The sequence below is a fragment of the Luteimicrobium sp. DT211 genome, from assembly GCF_049844995.1.
GTDB lineage: Bacteria > Actinomycetota > Actinomycetes > Actinomycetales > Cellulomonadaceae > Luteimicrobium.
In genome coordinates this window covers 1-16,156 of the sequence record NZ_JBNCMC010000004.1, presented here as the reverse complement: position 1 = coordinate 16,156, position 16,156 = coordinate 1, and the positions used below count along the sequence as shown (strand labels likewise).

The window sequence follows — 16,156 nt, the reverse complement described above, 5'->3', positions numbered from 1 at the left end:
CGTGCCCCCTGGCGCCCCGCGGCCTCACCCGGGAGGCTGGGGCGCTATGAGGCTGACGGCGACCATGTTCCAGACCATCGACGGCGTGGTGCAGGGGCCGGGCGCCCCGGACGAGGACCGCAGCGGCGCCTTCGACCGTGGCGGCTGGCTCGCCCCCTACGCCGACGAGGGCATGAACGAGGTGATCACCGCGGTGTTCGGGCGCGCGGCGGGCTTCCTGCTCGGCCGCCGGACCTACGACATCTTCGCGGCCTACTGGCCGACGGCGCCGCGCGAGGTCGGCGGCGTCACGAACGTCGTCGCCCAGCGCCTCGACGACCTGCCCAAGCACGTCGTCTCGACGACGCTCACCGACCCCACGTGGGCCGGGACGCACGTCGTGGGCCGCGACGGCGAGGACGTGCGCGCCGCCGTCGAGCGGCTCAAGGAGGCCCCGCCGTCGCCGGTCGGCGACGAGCTGCAGGTGCACGGCAGCCCGACGCTCGTCGCGTGGCTGGTCGCCCAGGGGCTGCTCGACGAGCTGCGCCTGCTGACGTTCCCGGTCGTCCTGGGGCGCGGCGAGCGGCTGTTCCCGACGGGGTCCGCGAGCGCTGCGTTCACGCTCGGGGACGTGCGCCGGACCGGCAGCGGGATCGTCGTGACGACCTATCGCCCGGCCGGGCGCCCGACCTACCGGTCGGTCGCGGGCTGACCCGCGGTTCGCCGGGACGCACGAAAGGCGGCAGGCTGGGGACATGCGCGTCGTCGCCCACCGGGGCAACTCGTCCGTCGCCCCGCAGAACACGCTCGCCGCGTTCGAGGCCGCCTGCCGGGTGGGCGCGGACGCGGTCGAGCTGGACGTCCGCCGGACGCGCGACGGCGCGCTCGTCGTGATCCACGACCGCGACGTGACCCTCACGACCGACGGCACCGGGCGCGTCAAGGACCTCACGCTCGCCGAGGTGCGAGCGCTCGACGCCGGCACGCGGTTCTCCCCCGTGTTCGCGGGCCAGCGGGTCCCCGAGCTCGCGGCCGTGCTCGAGCTGGTCGCCCGCTACGCGTCCGTCGGGGTGCTCGTCGAGCTCAAGGGGCTGTGGTCCGCCGACGACGCGCGGCGGGTCACCGACACGGTCCGGACCGCGGGGCTCGCGTCGCGCGCGACCTTCCAGAGCTTCCGGCGGCGCACGGTCGGCGCCCTCCGCGACGCCGCCCCGGACCTGCCCCGCGCGCTCCTCGTCGAGCTGTGGACGCCGGACGTCGTGCGCGCCTGCCGGCACCTCGGCGTCGTCGCCTGCAACCCCTCCAAGCGGCTGCTGCGCGAGCGGCTCTCGCGGGTCCGCGAGCTGCACGACGCGGGGCTCGAGGTCTATCCGTGGACGCTCGACGACCCGGTCGCGTGGACGGCGGTCGCGGCCGCGGGCGTCGAGGGTGTGATCACCAACCAGCCCGACCGGCTGCGGGGCTGGCTGGACGGGCGCGCGCTGACACCGGGCGCCGTCGGCCCTGCGAGCTCCGAGTAGCGGCGATACTGGGCCGATGATCTCTCGCTCCCTGGCCCGTGCCCTGCGTGACGCGGGCGTCCGCTGGACGCCCCTGGACGGCGACCGGTTCGCCCTCGACGCGGACGGCCTCGACGACCAGGTGTTCACCGTCTCGGAGATGACGATCGAGGAGCACCGCTACGAGACCGGCTCGGTCCTGGGCTTCAACGGGACGACGGAGTGGGCGCTCGACTCCGTGGCCCTGGAGGACGCCCTGTGGCTCCCGGCGGAGCACCAGCTCCGCGACCTGCTGGGCGGCACGTTCCGCTCCCTGAGCCGGGTCGCGGCGGAGGACGGCTCGGACGCGACCGCCCGCTGGACCGTCGACGTCGCCCTGCCCGCCGGCCCGCAGTCGTTCACCGCGGTCGACCCCTCCGACGCGTACGCCGAGGCGCTGCTCACGCTGGTCCGCGCCGCCGCGGCCTGAAGCCCCTCCCCGGCCCGACGACGCCCGGCCGGGACCGCGGTCACGACGTCGTCGGCGGCGCGTACGTCGCGAGGAACGCCTCGATGCTCTTCTCGACGGTCCCGCTCTGCGCCGACCGCAGCAGGCCGGTGCCGTGCTCCGACGAGTCGACGATCTTCACGGTCTTGTCCTTGCTCGGAACCTGCTTCGCGACGATGCGGGCGGCGTCCGCGAAGCCTCCGTTCGAGTCGTCCTTGCCCGCGATCAGCAGGACCGGCACGGTGACGCCGGCGGCGTCGACGGCCTCGTTCAGGAAGTTGAGCGGCGTCGCGAGCGACACGACGGCCTCGGGCGCGACCTCCCCGACGTCGTTGAGCGACGCCTCGGCGCCCATGGACGCCCCCATGAGGACGATCTTCGTGGCGCCGTGGGACTTGAGGTAGGCCGCGGCCTGCTCGACGTCGGCGTCGTTGCTCTGCGTCCCGGGCCCCAGCACCGATCCGCCGTTGCCGGCGAAGTCGAACGCGAGCGTGGTGTAGCCCTTCGCGGCGAGGGCCTTGGCGTACGGGAGCCAGTTGCAGGAGTCGGACTGGTACTCGTGGGCGAGCACGATGCCCGTCGTCCCGGACCCCATGACGACGCCGCCGAGGTAGTCGTCCTCGCCGAACCGCACCTGGGTGCCGCCCGCGGCGTCGGCCGGGCAGGCCGCGCCCACCTGCGGCTGCGGGGTCGCGCTGGGCGACGGCGACGACGCCGGGCCGTCCCCTCCGTCGTCGTCGGACGAGCAGCCCGCGGCGAGTGCGAGAACGGCCGCGAGGACGCCGGCCGCAGCGGTGCGGCGCCGACGGTGGGAGCGCTTCCACGTCATGGGTCCGAGTGAACCAGAGGCAGGGCGGGCACGGAAGCCCCCCGACCTCGTCGGATACCGTGTCGGGCATGACGTGGCTCGTGACCGGCGGTGCCGGCTACATCGGTTCTCATGTGGTGCGCGCGTTCTCGGAGGCGGGCATCGCGCCTGTCGTCGTGGACGACCTGTCGTCGGGGCACCGGGCGTTCGTGCCCGACGGCGCGGGCGACCTCCCCGCCGTCCCGTTCGTCGAGGCGTCGATCCTCGACACCGCGACGCTCGTCGCGGCGATGCGCGACCACGGCGTCACCGGCGTCGTGCACCTCGCGGGCTTCAAGTACGCGGGCGAGTCCGTCAAGCGCCCCCGGCACACCTACACCCAGAACGTCACGGGCACGGTCAGCCTGCTCGACGCGATGGCCCAGGCCGGCGTCCCGCGGATCGTCTTCTCGTCGTCGGCGGCCACGTACGGCACGCCCGACGTCGACCTGGTCACCGAGGCCACCGAGACGCACCCCGAGTCGCCGTACGGCGAGTCGAAGCTCATCGGCGAGTGGCTGCTCGCCGACGAGGGCCGCGCGGCCGAGGCCACGGGCGGCACGCCGTTCCGCCACACCTCGCTGCGCTACTTCAACGTCGTGGGCTCGGGCTCCCCCGACCTGTACGACACCAGCCCGCACAACCTGTTCCCGCTCGTGCTCGACGCACTGCTCGAGGGCCGCACGCCCCGCATCAACGGCACGGACTACGCGACGCCCGACGGCACCTGCGTGCGCGACTACGTGCACGTCGCCGACCTCGCGGTCTCCCACGTCGCCGCCGCGCAGGCGCTCGAGGCCGGCCGCGAGCTCGCGCCCGTCTACAACCTCGGCTCCGGCGACGGTGTCTCCGTGCGGCAGATCATGGACGCGATGGCGCGCGTGACGGGCATCGACTTCACGCCCGAGGTCGCACCCCGGCGCCCCGGCGACCCTGCGCGCATCGTCGCCTCGGGCGAGGCGGCCGCCCGCGACCTCGACTGGGCCATGCGGCACACGCTCGACGAGATGGTGCGGTCGGCCTGGGACGCGCGCCGCGCTCACCGCGGCTGAGAGCCACCCGCACCCCCCTCCAGGCCTCTGCAGCCGCCCTTCCCTCAGGCCCAGCCGAGCTCGTGGAGGCGCTCGTCGTCGATGCCGAAGTGGTGCGCGACCTCGTGGACGACGGTGATCACGACCTCCTCGACGACGTCCTCCCGGTCGTCGCAGATGGCGAGGGTCGGGTTGCGGAAGATCGTGATGCGGTCGGGCAGCGCGCCCGCCGCCCACCAGGAGCCGCGCTCGGTGAGCGGCGTGCCCTCGTACAGGCCGAGGAGCTCCGGGTCGTCGGCGGGCGCGTCGTCCTCGACGAGCACCACCACGTTGTCCATCTGGCGGGCGAGGTCCCGCGGGATCTCGTCGAGCGCGTCGCGCACGGCGTCCTCGAACTCGGCGCGCGTCATCTCCACCACCCGGCCATCCTCCCAGCCCGCTACACTTGCCGTCGTCCCTGAGCCCCCATCGTCTAGCGGCCTAGGACCCCGCCCTTTCACGGCGGTAGCACGGGTTCGAATCCCGTTGGGGGTACGCGAGCAGGTCGTTCTCCGGGGCCGGGACCGGATTTCGGGATCGGCGCCTCGGTGGGATACGATCCTCTCGGTTCGCTTCACGGAGCGGATCACCACCAGGCCCTGTAGCGCAGTTGGTTAGCGCGCCGCCCTGTCACGGCGGAGGTCGCGGGTTCAAGTCCCGTCAGGGTCGCTCGGCAGCGACACCCGGTCACGTCGAAGGACGCGTCCGGGTGTTTCCGTCAGGGCTCTGTAGCTCAGTTGGTAGAGCGTTCGACTGAAAATCGAAAGGTCACCGGATCGACGCCGGTCGGAGCCACCTCAGAAGGACCCTCGGGAATCCCGGGGGTCCTTCGTCGTCCCCCCGGCCTGTGGTTAGCCTGCGCCCGACCTGCACAGTCGATAGGCTCGGACTGGCCCCGCAGCGCAGGTCGACAGCTGGTCGACGGCCCTGCGGGGGACATCGAAGGAGGGCGCATGAGCGACTGGGACGACGGCCGACCGGCCTCCGAGCAGCGGGCGTCGCTGGGGCGGCTCGTCGAGAAGGCCACCGAGCAGGTCACCCGCATCGCACGCACCGAGATCGAGCTCGCCAAGGCGCAGCTCGTCGAGAAGGCGAAGAACGCCGGGATCGGGATCGCGCTGCTCGTCGTCGCGGGCGTCCTCGGCTTCTTCATCCTCGTCTACCTGGTGTTCGCCGGGTACCTGGGCCTCGCCCACGTGTTCGTCGACTGGCTCGCCGCGCTCCTGACGGCGGCCGGCCTGCTGATCATCGTGGGGGCGCTGGCGTTCGTCGGCGTGAAGGCCGTCCAACGGGGCATCCCGAAGACAGACGAGACCGTCGACAGCCTCAAGCAGGACATCGCCGCGCTCAAGGGAGGTGGTGCCCGATGAGCACCAAGGAGACCCAGCTCCAGGAGGAGCTCGCCCAGGCCCGCGCCGAGCTCGCGAGCACGGTCGACGAGCTCTCGGCACACCTCGATCCCCGGGCGCAGGCCACGCGCTTCGCCGCGTCGACCAAGCAGGCGGCGACCGACACCGCGGGCCTCTTCACCGGCGACGGCCTGCCGCGTCAGGCGGGCCGGGCACGCAACGTCAAGGTCCTCGTCGGGGTCGGCGTCGCCGTCCTCGCGCTCGGCGCGCGGACCGCGCTCCGCCGGCGCTGACGCCGTCTCCCCGGCACGCCGGGCGCGGCGCGGGCGCAGGGCCCGGGCGGGCGCGGCCGGCTGCGACGCCGGCCGTGCCACCTCGGTCCGTCGTCGCCTCAGTCCTTCTTCGCGTCGTCGTCCGACGTCGTCGCGGCACCCAGGAGCGCACGCACCTCGGCCTCGGGGTAGCGACGGTGGCCGCCGAGCGTGCGGATGTAGGAGAGCTTGCCCGCCTTGGCCCACCGGGTGACCGTCTTCGGGTCGACACGGAAGAGGCTCGCGACCTCGGCCGGGGTCAGGAGGACCTCGGGCTCGCCCTGCATGCCGTGCGCAGTCATGCTCCACCTCCACACCGGGCGTCGCACGGTCCGGCGGATTGCCGGACGCCCTCTGCACGACGCCACATCTCCCTTCCATGATGACAGTCCGCGCAAAGTCGACTACTCGGGCGATGGGTGAAATGAGCCGAGAGGCCGCGAGCGGGAGGAACGGCGCGCGTGCGTGATGTCCGACACGTCGAGCGACCCGGACGCCACGGACCACCCGCCCTTCTCCTGCCGAATCCCCCGGGCCAGACACGCGCGGAGCGACCCGCCAGGCCCGCGAGTGGCTGGAACGGCCCCTGACCATGTACCGTTGTGCACTGGAACAGACGAGACATCACCAGGGCCGCACGCGTCTGCGCGTCGCCTGCCCTGGCTTTCACGTTGAGGGGGTCGAGCCATATGGGACGCGGCCGTCAGAAGGCGAAGCAGACCAAGGTCGCTCGTCGTTTGAAGTACTACAGCCCCGACACGAACTACCACGCGCTCGAACGCGAGCTCGGCGGAAGTTCTTCGAACACCGACGTCGCCACCGACTCCAGGCTCGAGTCGAACGACGACGAGTTCCAGGATCAGTACAACGACTGGAACGACGAGCGCTGACACCTTCCGTCGGTGACGCCGCCCCCCGCTCGGTGGACGGCGTCACCCCGGTGGGTCACCCCCGGTAGCTCCCCACCATCCGCACCGCACCGGCGTGGACGCCCTTGGTCCCCGTGACCAGGTCCTCCCCCGCCGTGGACGTCGGGTCGTGCTGCTCCACGGTCCCCAGCACCCAGGCCGGCAGGCCGAGCGCCTCGCAGCGCGCCAGCGCCGCGTCGACGCCGTCCGCGCCGACGATCGCGACCATCCCGACGCCGAGGTTCAGGGTGTTCTCGAGGTCTCGCTGCGGGACCTTGCCCAGGTCGCGGACGGTGCGGAACACGGCTGGAACCTCCCACGACGCGCGGTCGACGGTCGCGAGCGTCCCCGACGGCAGCACACGGGCCAGGTTCGCGGCGAGGCCGCCGCCCGTGACGTGCGTGAACCCGTGCACCTGCGCGGCGTCGTCCGCGGCGAGGGCGAGGCAGTCGCTCGCGTAGACGCGGGTGGGGGTGAGCAGCTCCTCGCCGAGCGTCCGGCCGAACTCGTCGACGTGCCGGTCGAGCTCCCAGCCCGCGTGCTTCACGACCGCGCGCACCAGCGAGTAGCCGTTCGAGTGCAGACCGGACGACGCGAGCCCGATCAGCACGTCGCCGGGCCGGACCCGGTCCGGGCCGAGCAGCGCGTCCGCCTCGACGACGCCCGTCGCGGCGCCCGCGACGTCGTACTCGTCGGGCCCGAGCAGCCCGGGGTGCTCCGCCGTCTCGCCGCCGACGAGCGCCGTGCCGGCCACCTCGCACGCCGCCGCGATCCCGCGGACGACGTCGGCGATCCGCTCGGGGACGACCTTGCCGCACGCGATGTAGTCCGTCATGAAGAGCGGCTTGGCGCCCACCACGACGATGTCGTCGACGACCATGCCGACGAGGTCGAAGCCGATCGTGTCGTGCACGTCGAGCGCCTGCGCGATCGCGACCTTCGTCCCGACGCCGTCGGTCGACGTCGCGAGCAGGGGGTGACGGTAGCGGGTCAGCTCACGGGCGTCGTACAGGCCGGCGAACCCGCCGACGCCGCCCAGGACCTCGGGGCCGTGCGTGCGGCGCACCGCGTCCTTCATGAGCTCGACGGCCTTGTCGCCGGCCTCCGTGTCGACGCCCGCGGCGGCGTAGGTCAGACCATCGGTCACAGGGGATCTCCAGGGGTGTCGGAAGGTCGGCTGTCGTGGCGTCGTCGTGACGGCAGGACCGGCAGGACGACAGGACGTCCCGGGGGACATGAGGGGAACGGGCCGAAGGTCACGGGTGGTCGAGCGCCGTGGACCCGCCCACACCCACGGAGAGCGACAGCAGGCCGTCCTCCGGGGCACCCAGGGGCAGCACGTCCTGCTCGAGGAGGTGCTTGCCGAGCTGGTCGGCGGGCGGGAGCTCGATCGGGTACTTGCCGCTGAAGCACGCCGTGCACAGCTGGCTGGCGGGCTGCTCCGTCGCGGCGATCAGCCCCTCCATCGAGATGTAGCCGAGCGAGTCGGCGCCGAGCGACGCGGCGATCTCGTCGGCGCTCAGGCCGTTCGCGATGAGCTCGGCGCGCGACGCGAAGTCGATGCCGTAGAAGCAGGGCCACTTCACGGGCGGCGAGCTGATGCGCACGTGCACCTCGGCGGCGCCCGCCTCGCGGAGCATCCGGACCAGGGCACGCTGCGTGTTGCCGCGCACGATCGAGTCGTCGACGACGACGAGCCGCTTGCCGCGGATCACCTCGCGCAGCGGGTTCAGCTTGAGCCGGATCCCGAGCTGCCGGAGCGTGTCCGACGGCTGGATGAACGTGCGACCCACGTACGCGTTCTTGGTCAGGCCCTGCCCGAACGGGATGCCCGACTCCTGGGCGTACCCGACCGCGGCCGGCGTCCCCGACTCGGGGACGGGGATGACGAGATCCGCCTCGACGGGGTGCTCACGAGCGAGCTCGCGGCCCATCTCCACGCGGCTCGCGTGCACGGACTTCCCGTTGATCGACGTGTCGGGCCGCGCGAGGTACACGTACTCGAAGATGCAGCCCGCGCGCTCGACCGGGGCGAACCGCGTCGAGCGCAGGCCGTCGGCGTCGATCGCGATGAGCTCGCCGGGCTCGACCTCGCGCACGAACGACGCGCCCACGATGTCCAGGGCCGGCGTCTCCGACGCGACCACCCAGCCGCGCTCGAGCCGGCCGAGGACCAGCGGGCGGACGCCCTGCGGGTCGCGCGCCGCGTAGAGGGTGCGCTCGTCCATGAAGACCAGGCTGAACGCGCCCCGCAGACGCGGCAGCACCTCGAGCGCCGTCGCCTCCAGCGTGTGGTCCGCGTCGCCCGCGAGGAGCGCCGTCACCAGCGCGGTGTCCGTGGTGTTGCCCCGCGCGAGCTCGCCCCGGCGCTGCGCGCCGTACCGCTCCGCGACGAGGTTCACCAGCTCCGCGGTGTTCGTCAGGTTGCCGTTGTGCCCGAGCGCGATCGTGCCCGACGCCGTCGGGCCCAGGGTCGGCTGAGCGTTCTCCCAGGTCACCCCGCCCGTCGTCGAGTAGCGGCAGTGCCCGACGGCGATGTGCCCGGTGAGTGCGTTCAGCGCGGTCTCGTCGAAGACCTGGGAGACCAGTCCCATGTCCTTGTAGACGAGGATCTGCTCGCCGTTGCTGGTCGCGATGCCGGCCGACTCCTGGCCACGGTGCTGCAGCGCGTACAGACCGAAGTAGGAGAGCTTGGCGACCTCTTCGCCGGGTGCCCAGACGCCGAAGACCCCGCAAGCGTCCTGCGGGCCCTTCTCGCCTGGCATCAGATCGTGGTTGAGACGTCCATCTGCGCGGGGAGCCACGCATCAAGTGTGACACAGCAGATGTGAAGGAGCCGGCCGCGGTGTGTGGGCATGCGTCCTGCTGCTTCAGGGGTGTCCCGAGCAGCAGAACGCATGCCCACAGCGCTACTTGCAGGTCTTGGCCGGGTAGGCCTTGGTCGAGGTCTGGTAGTGGCCGGCGCCGTCGTAGTAGTACGCGGCGATGGTCACCGAGCCGGCGTCGACCGACGTCTTGCCGGTCGCGAAGACGTTCGAGACCGACGTGAACGGCGCGACGCCGCTGAACTTCTTGTCGCCGAACGCCGTGGTGAGCCGGACGTCGACCTTCTGGTCCGCCTCGCCGTTGACCACCGACGTGCTCAGGTACACCTGGCCGCCCGAGCAGAACGGGACGGCCGTGGGCGCCTTCGTCACGACGGCGGGCAGCGGGGCCTTGACCGTGAGCGGCAGGCGCACCACCGTGCCCGAGGGCTGCACGAGGAGCACGAGGTCGTAGGACCCGGGCTTCGTCGTCGTCGGCACCGTGACCGCGAGGTTGGCGACGCCGGCAGCGGTGACCGGCGCCGTGCCGAGCGAGGTGCCGGGCTTCTTCGGCTCGAAGGCCGCGCCCGAGGGCACGAGGTACTCGGTGAGCGACGTGTTGCGCGGGGCGCCGAGCGAGGTCAGGTTCACGCTCGAGACCTTGGCCTTCGCGACCTCGCCGGCCCGGGTCGTCTTGGGCGCCTTGTCGACGGCGACGTGCGAGCGCGCGAACGACGGCGACAGCGGCTGGTGCTTGCCGAGGTAGTCGATCCAGCCGTCGCGGTCGACCAGGCCGGAGTCCTTCGCGTCCGTGCCCTCGAGGAACTCGCGGAAGTTGTCGCCGCCCGCAGTGAGGAAGGAGAACGTGCCGATGCGGTACTCCCCCGCCGGGTCGATCGGCTTCCCGTCCACGTACACGCTGAGCACGTGGTGGCCGGGCGTCGCGCTCGGGTCGAGGGTGTCGACCGTGTAGGTCACGTTGTCGGACAGGCCGAGGTTGAGGTACGGGCGCGAGGGCCGGTTGCCGTTCGCGTCGGTCTGCCACTGCTGCTCGAGGAGCGCCGTGAACTGCGCGCCCGTGAGCGTGACCGTCCAGAGGTTGTTGACGAACGGCAGCACGCTGTTCGCCTCGGCATAGCTGATGACGCCGTCGTCGCCCTTGAAGAGCTCGGCCCGCAGGCCGCCCGGGTTGACGACGCCGATCTCGGCGCCGCCGCGCGTCGGGTCGGCGAGCGTGTCGCGGAGCGCGTTCGCCACCGTGTTGCCGAGCGCCGACTCGGACGCGCGGTCGTCGCGGCCCGTGATGGGGTTCGCGGGGTCGGGCTGGGTGTACTTCCCCTTGACGTACGAGCCGCCGGTGTACGCGGTCGTGATGTCGCCCGCGACCTTGCCGACCGGCGTCTTCCCGACCTCGTCGGCGTACGCGAGCGCGTCCTTGACGATGCCGTCGACCTTCGCGACGGCCGGGTACTGCGCGATCAGGTCGGCGGCCGGCGTCGTGGTGCGCGCGACGTTCTGGACCGTGTACGACTCGACCGCGTGCGTGGCCGTGTCGAGCGTGAGCGACACGTGCCCGACGTTCTCGCCGTAGTCGCCGGTCTGGATGATCGGGCGGGTCTTGCCTGCCTCACCGGGCACGGGGGCGTCCCACGCGTACTGCTTGTGCGTGTGGCCCGTGAAGATGGCCGCGACCTTGGGGCTCGTCTTCGTCACGATGTCGGCGAACGCGCCGCCCGCCGCTACCTCCTGGTCCAGCGTGGCGCCGTCGGGCGTGCCCTCGCTCGCGCCCTCGTGGAGCGTGGCGACGACGACGTCCGCCTCACCGTTCGACGGGTCGCCGTCCGTGAGCGCGTCGGCGGTCTTGTTGATGGCGGCCACGGGGTCGCCGAAGTCGAGGGTCGCGACGCCGGCCGGCGAGACGAGCGTCGGGGTCTCCTCGGTGACCGCGCCGATCACGCCGACCTTGACCCCGTCGACGTCGATCACGTCGTAGGCGGGCAGCGCGGGCGTCGTCGTGCCGTGCTCGTAGACGTTCGCGCCCAGGTAGGGCCAGTCCGCGCGGTCGTCGATCCGGCCCGTGAGGTCCGAGTAGCCCTTGTCGAACTCGTGGTTGCCGACCGAGGAGACCTGCAGCCCCAGCGCGTTCAGCACGTCGATCGTCGGAGCGTCGTCCTGCACGGACGACGCGAACAGCGACGCGCTGACGTTGTCGCCCGCCGACAGGAAGACCGTGCCGTCGGGGTTCTGCGCCTTGAGCTGCTCGACGGTCCCCGCGAAGCCCACGGTGTTCGCGTCGATGCGGCCGTGGAAGTCGTTGATGGCGACGAGGTCGAGGGTCGTCGTGGCAGCGTCTGCAGGGTCGGCGGCGACCGCAGAGCTCGCGGCGAGGAGCGAGCCCCCGCCGACCGCGAGCGCGGCCGCGGTGAAGCCGGCGACGGCGCGGCGGCGGGTGCGCCGTCGTCGTCGCGAGGGGGTGGGTGCGGTGCTCACAGTGCTCACGGTGCCTCCATGTCGGTGACCTGCGGTCCCACCCGGGCAGCGGGACGCTGGGTCACGACGTCAGCGGCACGGGTGGCGTAGCGATCTCACCTGATCCGCATGTCGGCGCTGTGTCAAGACTGTGACGCCCGGAAGACGTCGGCGTGTCGCGTCAGGCTCGGCGCCCGAGGCTGCGGCGGTCGGCGAGGACCGCCAGGAGGCCGGCCACGCCCAGGCCCACGCAGATTCCGGCGATCACGATCAGCGAGAAGAGGACGCCGGGCTTGTCGATCTGCTGCACGCCGTCGAGCGTGAGCATGAACCCGCCGACGAACAGCCCGACGACGGCACCCAGCAGAGCCCCCGCCTTGAGGAAGTTCTGGTAGCGCGGGGCGCGGCGGGTCCGACCCTGCACGGCCTCGTTCACGTCGACGTCCGTCGCCTCGACCCGCGCGTCGGCCGGGAGCTCGACCTCGACCGGCTCCTGCTCGACGGGGGCCGCGGGCGCCGGCTCGCGGTCCGCCGCGGCGACGCCGTCGGCCGCGTCAGGCACAGCGGCGTCGGTTCCTGCGTCGTCGGGACCCTCGACGGGGCCGGCGGGGTCGGGCGTGGTGCTCACGTCGCCCGACCCTACCGGCCCCGGCTGGGACCTCAGGACCTGCCCTGGTCAGGGGCGGTCAGCTCAGCTCACATCAGCTGCATGCCTTGGCTCCGTAGGACTTCGTGTCCACCTGGTAGTGCCCGGCGCCGTCCCAGTAGTAGCCGGCGACGGTGAGGGTGCCGGCCGGGATCGTCGCCCTGCCCGTCGCGAAGACCTGCGACACGGACGTCAGCGGCGCCACCTTGGTGAACTTCTGGTCGCCGTAGGGGGTGGTGAGGCGGATGTCGAGCGCGTGCTTCGGCTCGCCCGCCACGACCGACGTCGACAGGTAGACCTTCCCGGCCGAGCAGAACGGCACGGCCGTGAGCGCCTTGAGCCGGACGTCGACGGACGCCTTCAGCGGCAGGTCGAGGCCCACGAGGATCGGGTCGTGGTCGGACGACCGGAACGGGGTCGTGTCGTAGAGGTTCGACACGTTGTAGTTGTAGCGGCTGTACTCGTTCGCGATCGGCTCGACCGAGTTGATGTTCCAGACGTCGGCCTTCGCGACCTTCGCGAGCGACGCCGACGCGAACGCGTGGTCGAGCGAGCCGACGTACCCGTCGAACAGGTACGTCTGCTTGCCCGTGGTCGCGCCGAGGTCGGTGTAGCCCGCGTCGGTGATGGCCTTGACCGGGTCCTCCTGGCCGTAGGCGTTGAAGTCACCGACCAGCAGGACCTTGTCGGTGCCCGCGGAGACGGCGAAGCCGTTCGCGAAGTCGAGCAGCGCGTGCGCCTGCGCGACCCGGGTCGCGTTGAAGGCACCCTGGCCGTCGCCGGAGTCGGTGTCCCCCGGGCCGGCGGAGGCGTCGGCGCCCTTGGACTTGAAGTGGTTCGAGACCACGACGACGTCGTCGGCCTTCGTCCCGCCGACCGGGCGCCAGGCCTGGGCGAGCGGCTCGCGGGCGAGGTCGAACGCGGGCGCGCCCACGAGGATCTTCGAGTCGCCCACCGGCTGCACGGCGGCCGGCTTGTAGATGAACGCGACGCGGATCACGTCCTCGCCGGTCGGGACCGTCGACGGCGAGGGCACGAACTTCCAGGTGCCCGCACCGGCGGCGGCGTTGAGCGCGGCCGTGAGGGTCGCGAGCGAGGCGTCGCGGCTCTCGCCGTCGGTCGTGAGCGAGTTCTCGATCTCCTCGAGCGAGACGACGTCCGCACCGAGGCCGTTGATCGCGTTCACGATCTTGGTCTGCTGACGCTGCAGGTTCGCCGCGTCCCACGCGCCGCGCGCGTTGCAGCCCGTCTTGACCGTGACCGGGTTGCCGTCACGGTCGGTGTACGGCTGGCAGCCGGTGAGCTGGTCGCCCGTCGTCGTGAAGTAGTTGAGGACGTTGAAGCTCGAGACGTGCAGCGTGCCCGCGACCTTCGGGGCGTCCGTGCGCGTGTTCTCGAACGTCACCGGCTGGACGGCGGCTGCGACGTCGGGCGTGAGCTGGGCCAGCGGCTCGAAGGCCCAGGCGTCGTAGCGGTAGTCGAGGACGACCGGCGTCGTGAACGTAACCTGTGCGCCGACGCGGGCCGGCTTGCCGCCCGTGAGGTACGGCAGCGGCTTGCCCGAGTTGGCGGCCGTCGAGAAGTTCGTGGTCGCGCCGTCGTCGAGGACGACGCCGCGCGCGGCCCGGTCCGTCACGGCGGCCTGGGCCTCGGCGCTGCCCGGGCGACCGGCCTGGGTCGGCTGGACGAACGGCTTGTCGCCGGCCGCGAGGAGGAACGACCCGTAGTAGTTCGTGTCGTAGTTGTCGGCGACGACGTAGTGGCCCGTGGGCGCCAGCAGCATGCCCTCGAGGCTCTCGCGCTGGGCGCCCGACTGCGGGAAGGCGACCGTCGCGGGCTTGACCGCGGGGACGGCGTCGGGCAGGACGGACCAGGTGGTCGCGGACAGCTCCGTCAGGCCGGAGTACTCGGAGACCGTGCCCGTGACCTCGACGTACTGGCCCGGCTTGAGCTCGCCCGCGGCCTTGGTCGAGTACACGAACAGGCCGTCGGACGCCGTGTGCGTCGCGAGGTCGAGGTCGCCGCCCGTGCCGGGGGTCTGGATGTAGAGGCCGTTGTAGCCGCCGGTCGGGTAGGCCGCCGTCACGACGCCGCGCGTCGTCACCGTCTTGCCCACGTACGGGCTCGTGTCCGTCGTGCCCTGGACCTGAGCGATCGTGGCCGTGGTGCCGGGGTCGGTCGGCGGGTCCGTGGGCGGGTCGGTCGGGGTCGTGTCGTCGCCCGTGTTCTGCGGGGTGACGGTCGAGCCCACGGCGAGGTCGGCGGCGTTGTCGTCGGTGTCCGTGCCGGCTGCGCGCTGGAGCGAGCTCGGCGTCGTGTTGGCCGGCAGGCCCGTGACCGGGTGGCCCTCGTACGTGTTGGACGTGCCGTACCCGACCAGGTCGACGACGTGCGCCGCGGTCGCGGCGTCGCCCGTCACCGAGCCCGTGGGGAGGCTTAGCTTGTCGGTGGTCGACGCGAGCACGATCGTGCCCGCCGAGCCCGACGGGTTGAGCGCCGCACCGGACGCGTCAGGCGTCGGGAGGGCGGCGCCCGCCGCGCCGTTGGACCCGCCCGCGACCAGGTAGTGGCCGCCGGCCGCGACGCTCCCGGTGAGCGAGATCGTCGACGTCGACGCCCCCGTGCCCGTCGCGGGCCGGTACTGGACGGACCAGCCGTCCACGCTGACCGCGGCGCCCGTGGGGTTGAAGAGCTCGACGAACTTGGTCGTGTACGGCGCGTTCGCGCTCCCGCCCGACAGGTACGCCTCGGAGATCACGAGGTGCGAGGCGGCCGCGGCGTCCGCCGTCGTGCCGTCGTCGCCACCCCCGGACGCGGCCCACGCCGCCGCTCCCCCACCCGACACCACGAGGGCCGCGGCCGCTGTGAGTGCGGCGACCCTCCTCCAGTTGTGCTGACCGTCCACGCTGACTCCTCGGTGTGTCGAGCTGGTGCCTCGCGTACCCGGCCGGTGCCGGGCCGCACGACGACGACCGGGTTGCGGACGTCGTCGTCATCCCAGAGCACGCCCGTGTCGCCGTCGTGAACGGGCTGTGAACATGGCGTCACCCCGCGCCACACGCTGCCCGACGGCGGCCGGTTCCGCACGCGGGAGGCTCAGGTCTGGCAGCGGGACCGGCGGGCTAGTGTCGACCGTCATGGGTGAGGGTCTGGAGCTCGTGCGGCTCGAGGCGGTCGAGCCGAACCGACGCGGGCACCACCCCGGGGTGTTCGGGCTGGCGAACGGGCTCGCACGCGCGGGGTTCCTGACGCTCGAAGATCAGGTTTGGTGGCGCCGCAACAACGACTGGTGCGACGCCGCCTACCTCGACCCGTCGGGCGTCGACCCGCTCGTGTACGACCGGGACGTCAACCCAGGCGCCAAGGCCTGGTTCAGGGCCTCTGCGACGCCGCTCGTCGCCAAGGCTCGCGAGTACGGCGCTCTGCTCGACCGCTACGGCGTGGCATGCGCCGAGCGACACACTCGCGACCCCGGGCGGGTGGTGTACGAGGACGACGTCCAGGTCGTCGCGGTACCTCGTCCGGTCGGCTGAACGACGCCGAAGCGTCGCCTCACCTACTCGAACATGTGTTCGAGGGGATGTCAGTGGCTCGGTGTTGACTGGGGGCATGACGACGGCGGCGCGTGGGGCGGGTTCTGGGGTGGCGGTTGCGCCGCGCCCTGGGCCGCGGGGCGTGGATCCGGGCGGCGTGCTGGGCGCGACGGGGGTCGAGCGTGCGGAGACGATCGGTGACCTGGTGCGGGCGGTCGGTCAGGTGGAGTCGATGATCCGGACCGCGACGGCGT

The 16,156-nt window shown here is 72.4% G+C and carries 15 protein-coding genes, 3 tRNA genes and 1 pseudogene; 11 read left to right on the top strand and 8 right to left on the bottom strand.

The features are described from left to right. Positions 1 to 46 precede the first annotated feature (46 nt). Genes ACLQ14_RS11130 through ACLQ14_RS11120 form a run of 3 tightly spaced genes read left to right on the top strand, consistent with a single transcriptional unit; the run spans position 47 to position 1,947 of the window. Entirely contained in the window at positions 47 to 691 is a 645-nt protein-coding gene (locus tag ACLQ14_RS11130) for a dihydrofolate reductase family protein (protein ID WP_425812924.1), read from the top strand. A 43-nt stretch (positions 692 to 734) separates the two neighbouring features. Beyond that, the gene (locus ACLQ14_RS11125) at positions 735 to 1,499 is read left to right on the top strand and encodes a glycerophosphodiester phosphodiesterase (RefSeq protein ID WP_425812922.1); all 765 of its coding nucleotides are present in this window, start codon (positions 735 to 737) and stop codon (positions 1,497 to 1,499) included. 16 nt (positions 1,500 to 1,515) lie between these two features. Then, entirely contained in the window at positions 1,516 to 1,947 is a 432-nt protein-coding gene (locus tag ACLQ14_RS11120) for a pilus assembly protein CpaE (protein ID WP_425812921.1), read from the top strand. A gap of 40 nt (positions 1,948 to 1,987) precedes the next feature. On the opposite strand, the gene ACLQ14_RS11115 is transcribed toward ACLQ14_RS11120, so the two are convergent. After that, positions 1,988 to 2,794, bottom strand: coding sequence for an alpha/beta hydrolase family protein (locus tag ACLQ14_RS11115; RefSeq protein WP_425812919.1), 807 nt, complete (start codon positions 2,792 to 2,794; stop codon positions 1,988 to 1,990). A 68-nt stretch (positions 2,795 to 2,862) separates the two neighbouring features. Between ACLQ14_RS11115 and galE the strand changes: the two genes are divergently transcribed. Then, the gene (gene galE, locus ACLQ14_RS11110) at positions 2,863 to 3,864 is read left to right on the top strand and encodes a UDP-glucose 4-epimerase GalE (RefSeq protein WP_425812917.1); all 1,002 of its coding nucleotides are present in this window, start codon (positions 2,863 to 2,865) and stop codon (positions 3,862 to 3,864) included. Between the two features lie 44 nt (positions 3,865 to 3,908). Here galE and ACLQ14_RS11105 read toward each other — a convergent pair whose 3' ends face one another. Then, the gene (locus tag ACLQ14_RS11105; protein ID WP_425813953.1) at positions 3,909 to 4,253 is read right to left on the bottom strand and encodes a metallopeptidase family protein; all 345 of its coding nucleotides are present in this window, start codon (positions 4,251 to 4,253) and stop codon (positions 3,909 to 3,911) included. A 51-nt stretch (positions 4,254 to 4,304) separates the two neighbouring features. Between ACLQ14_RS11105 and ACLQ14_RS11100 the strand changes: the two genes are divergently transcribed. From ACLQ14_RS11100 to ACLQ14_RS11080, 5 genes are all read left to right on the top strand, one after another. Beyond that, positions 4,305 to 4,377 (top strand) — tRNA-Glu (locus tag ACLQ14_RS11100). A gap of 100 nt (positions 4,378 to 4,477) precedes the next feature. Then, positions 4,478 to 4,551: transfer RNA gene (locus ACLQ14_RS11095), tRNA-Asp, on the top strand. 53 nt (positions 4,552 to 4,604) lie between these two features. After that, positions 4,605 to 4,677: transfer RNA gene (locus ACLQ14_RS11090), tRNA-Phe, on the top strand. A 158-nt stretch (positions 4,678 to 4,835) separates the two neighbouring features. Then, positions 4,836 to 5,252, top strand: a complete 417-nt coding sequence (locus ACLQ14_RS11085) for a phage holin family protein (RefSeq protein WP_425812915.1) — start codon at positions 4,836 to 4,838, stop codon at positions 5,250 to 5,252. Further along, complete coding sequence (locus ACLQ14_RS11080; protein ID WP_425812913.1) at positions 5,249 to 5,524, top strand: DUF3618 domain-containing protein; 276 nt, start codon at positions 5,249 to 5,251, stop codon at positions 5,522 to 5,524. Before ACLQ14_RS11085 ends, ACLQ14_RS11080 begins: the two co-directional genes overlap by 4 nt. Before the next feature lie 98 nt (positions 5,525 to 5,622). Here the strand turns inward: ACLQ14_RS11080 and ACLQ14_RS11075 are convergent, their stop codons facing one another. Then, positions 5,623 to 5,844, bottom strand: a complete 222-nt coding sequence (locus ACLQ14_RS11075) for a BldC family transcriptional regulator (RefSeq protein ID WP_036947462.1) — start codon at positions 5,842 to 5,844, stop codon at positions 5,623 to 5,625. Between the two features lie 387 nt (positions 5,845 to 6,231). On the opposite strand from ACLQ14_RS11075, the gene ACLQ14_RS11070 reads away from it, so the two are divergent. Further along, a complete protein-coding gene (locus ACLQ14_RS11070; protein WP_425812910.1) occupies positions 6,232 to 6,432 on the top strand; it encodes a DUF3073 domain-containing protein in 201 nt (66 codons plus the stop codon). A 55-nt stretch (positions 6,433 to 6,487) separates the two neighbouring features. Here the strand turns inward: ACLQ14_RS11070 and purM are convergent, their stop codons facing one another. The 5 genes and pseudogenes from purM to ACLQ14_RS11045 form a co-directional block, all read right to left on the bottom strand. Next, a complete protein-coding gene (gene purM / locus ACLQ14_RS11065; RefSeq protein WP_425812908.1) occupies positions 6,488 to 7,597 on the bottom strand; it encodes a phosphoribosylformylglycinamidine cyclo-ligase in 1,110 nt (369 codons plus the stop codon). Between the two features lie 109 nt (positions 7,598 to 7,706). Then, positions 7,707 to 9,254 carry an amidophosphoribosyltransferase gene (purF, locus tag ACLQ14_RS11060; RefSeq protein WP_425812906.1) on the bottom strand — a complete coding sequence of 516 codons (1,548 nt, stop codon included), beginning with the start codon at positions 9,252 to 9,254 and terminating at the stop codon, positions 7,707 to 7,709. A 105-nt stretch (positions 9,255 to 9,359) separates the two neighbouring features. After that, positions 9,360 to 11,606: pseudogene (locus ACLQ14_RS11055) on the bottom strand (bifunctional metallophosphatase/5'-nucleotidase); the annotation flags it as partial. A 298-nt stretch (positions 11,607 to 11,904) separates the two neighbouring features. Continuing rightward, positions 11,905 to 12,351 (bottom strand): hypothetical protein, encoded by a 447-nt coding sequence (locus ACLQ14_RS11050; protein ID WP_425812904.1) that lies wholly within the window; start codon positions 12,349 to 12,351, stop codon positions 11,905 to 11,907. A 73-nt stretch (positions 12,352 to 12,424) separates the two neighbouring features. Beyond that, positions 12,425 to 15,274, bottom strand: a complete 2,850-nt coding sequence (locus ACLQ14_RS11045) for an ExeM/NucH family extracellular endonuclease (protein ID WP_425812902.1) — start codon at positions 15,272 to 15,274, stop codon at positions 12,425 to 12,427. A gap of 232 nt (positions 15,275 to 15,506) precedes the next feature. On the opposite strand from ACLQ14_RS11045, the gene ACLQ14_RS11040 reads away from it, so the two are divergent. Next, the gene (locus ACLQ14_RS11040) at positions 15,507 to 15,902 is read left to right on the top strand and encodes a hypothetical protein (protein WP_425812900.1); all 396 of its coding nucleotides are present in this window, start codon (positions 15,507 to 15,509) and stop codon (positions 15,900 to 15,902) included. Positions 15,903 to 16,156: the final 254 nt, after the last annotated feature.

Coding starts and splice junctions, on each gene's coding strand:
- ACLQ14_RS11120 (WP_425812921.1), top strand. CDS start 1,516: ATGATCTCTCGCTCCCTGGCCCGTGCCCTGCGTGACGCGGGCGTCCGC.
- ACLQ14_RS11105 (WP_425813953.1), bottom strand. CDS start 4,253: ATGACGCGCGCCGAGTTCGAGGACGCCGTGCGCGACGCGCTCGACGAG.
- ACLQ14_RS11125 (WP_425812922.1), top strand. CDS start 735: ATGCGCGTCGTCGCCCACCGGGGCAACTCGTCCGTCGCCCCGCAGAAC.
- ACLQ14_RS11040 (WP_425812900.1), top strand. CDS start 15,507: ATGGGTGAGGGTCTGGAGCTCGTGCGGCTCGAGGCGGTCGAGCCGAAC.
- ACLQ14_RS11070 (WP_425812910.1), top strand. CDS start 6,232: ATGGGACGCGGCCGTCAGAAGGCGAAGCAGACCAAGGTCGCTCGTCGT.
- ACLQ14_RS11115 (WP_425812919.1), bottom strand. CDS start 2,794: ATGACGTGGAAGCGCTCCCACCGTCGGCGCCGCACCGCTGCGGCCGGC.
- ACLQ14_RS11085 (WP_425812915.1), top strand. CDS start 4,836: ATGAGCGACTGGGACGACGGCCGACCGGCCTCCGAGCAGCGGGCGTCG.
- ACLQ14_RS11075 (WP_036947462.1), bottom strand. CDS start 5,844: ATGACTGCGCACGGCATGCAGGGCGAGCCCGAGGTCCTCCTGACCCCG.
- ACLQ14_RS11080 (WP_425812913.1), top strand. CDS start 5,249: ATGAGCACCAAGGAGACCCAGCTCCAGGAGGAGCTCGCCCAGGCCCGC.
- galE (WP_425812917.1), top strand. CDS start 2,863: ATGACGTGGCTCGTGACCGGCGGTGCCGGCTACATCGGTTCTCATGTG.
- ACLQ14_RS11130 (WP_425812924.1), top strand. CDS start 47: ATGAGGCTGACGGCGACCATGTTCCAGACCATCGACGGCGTGGTGCAG.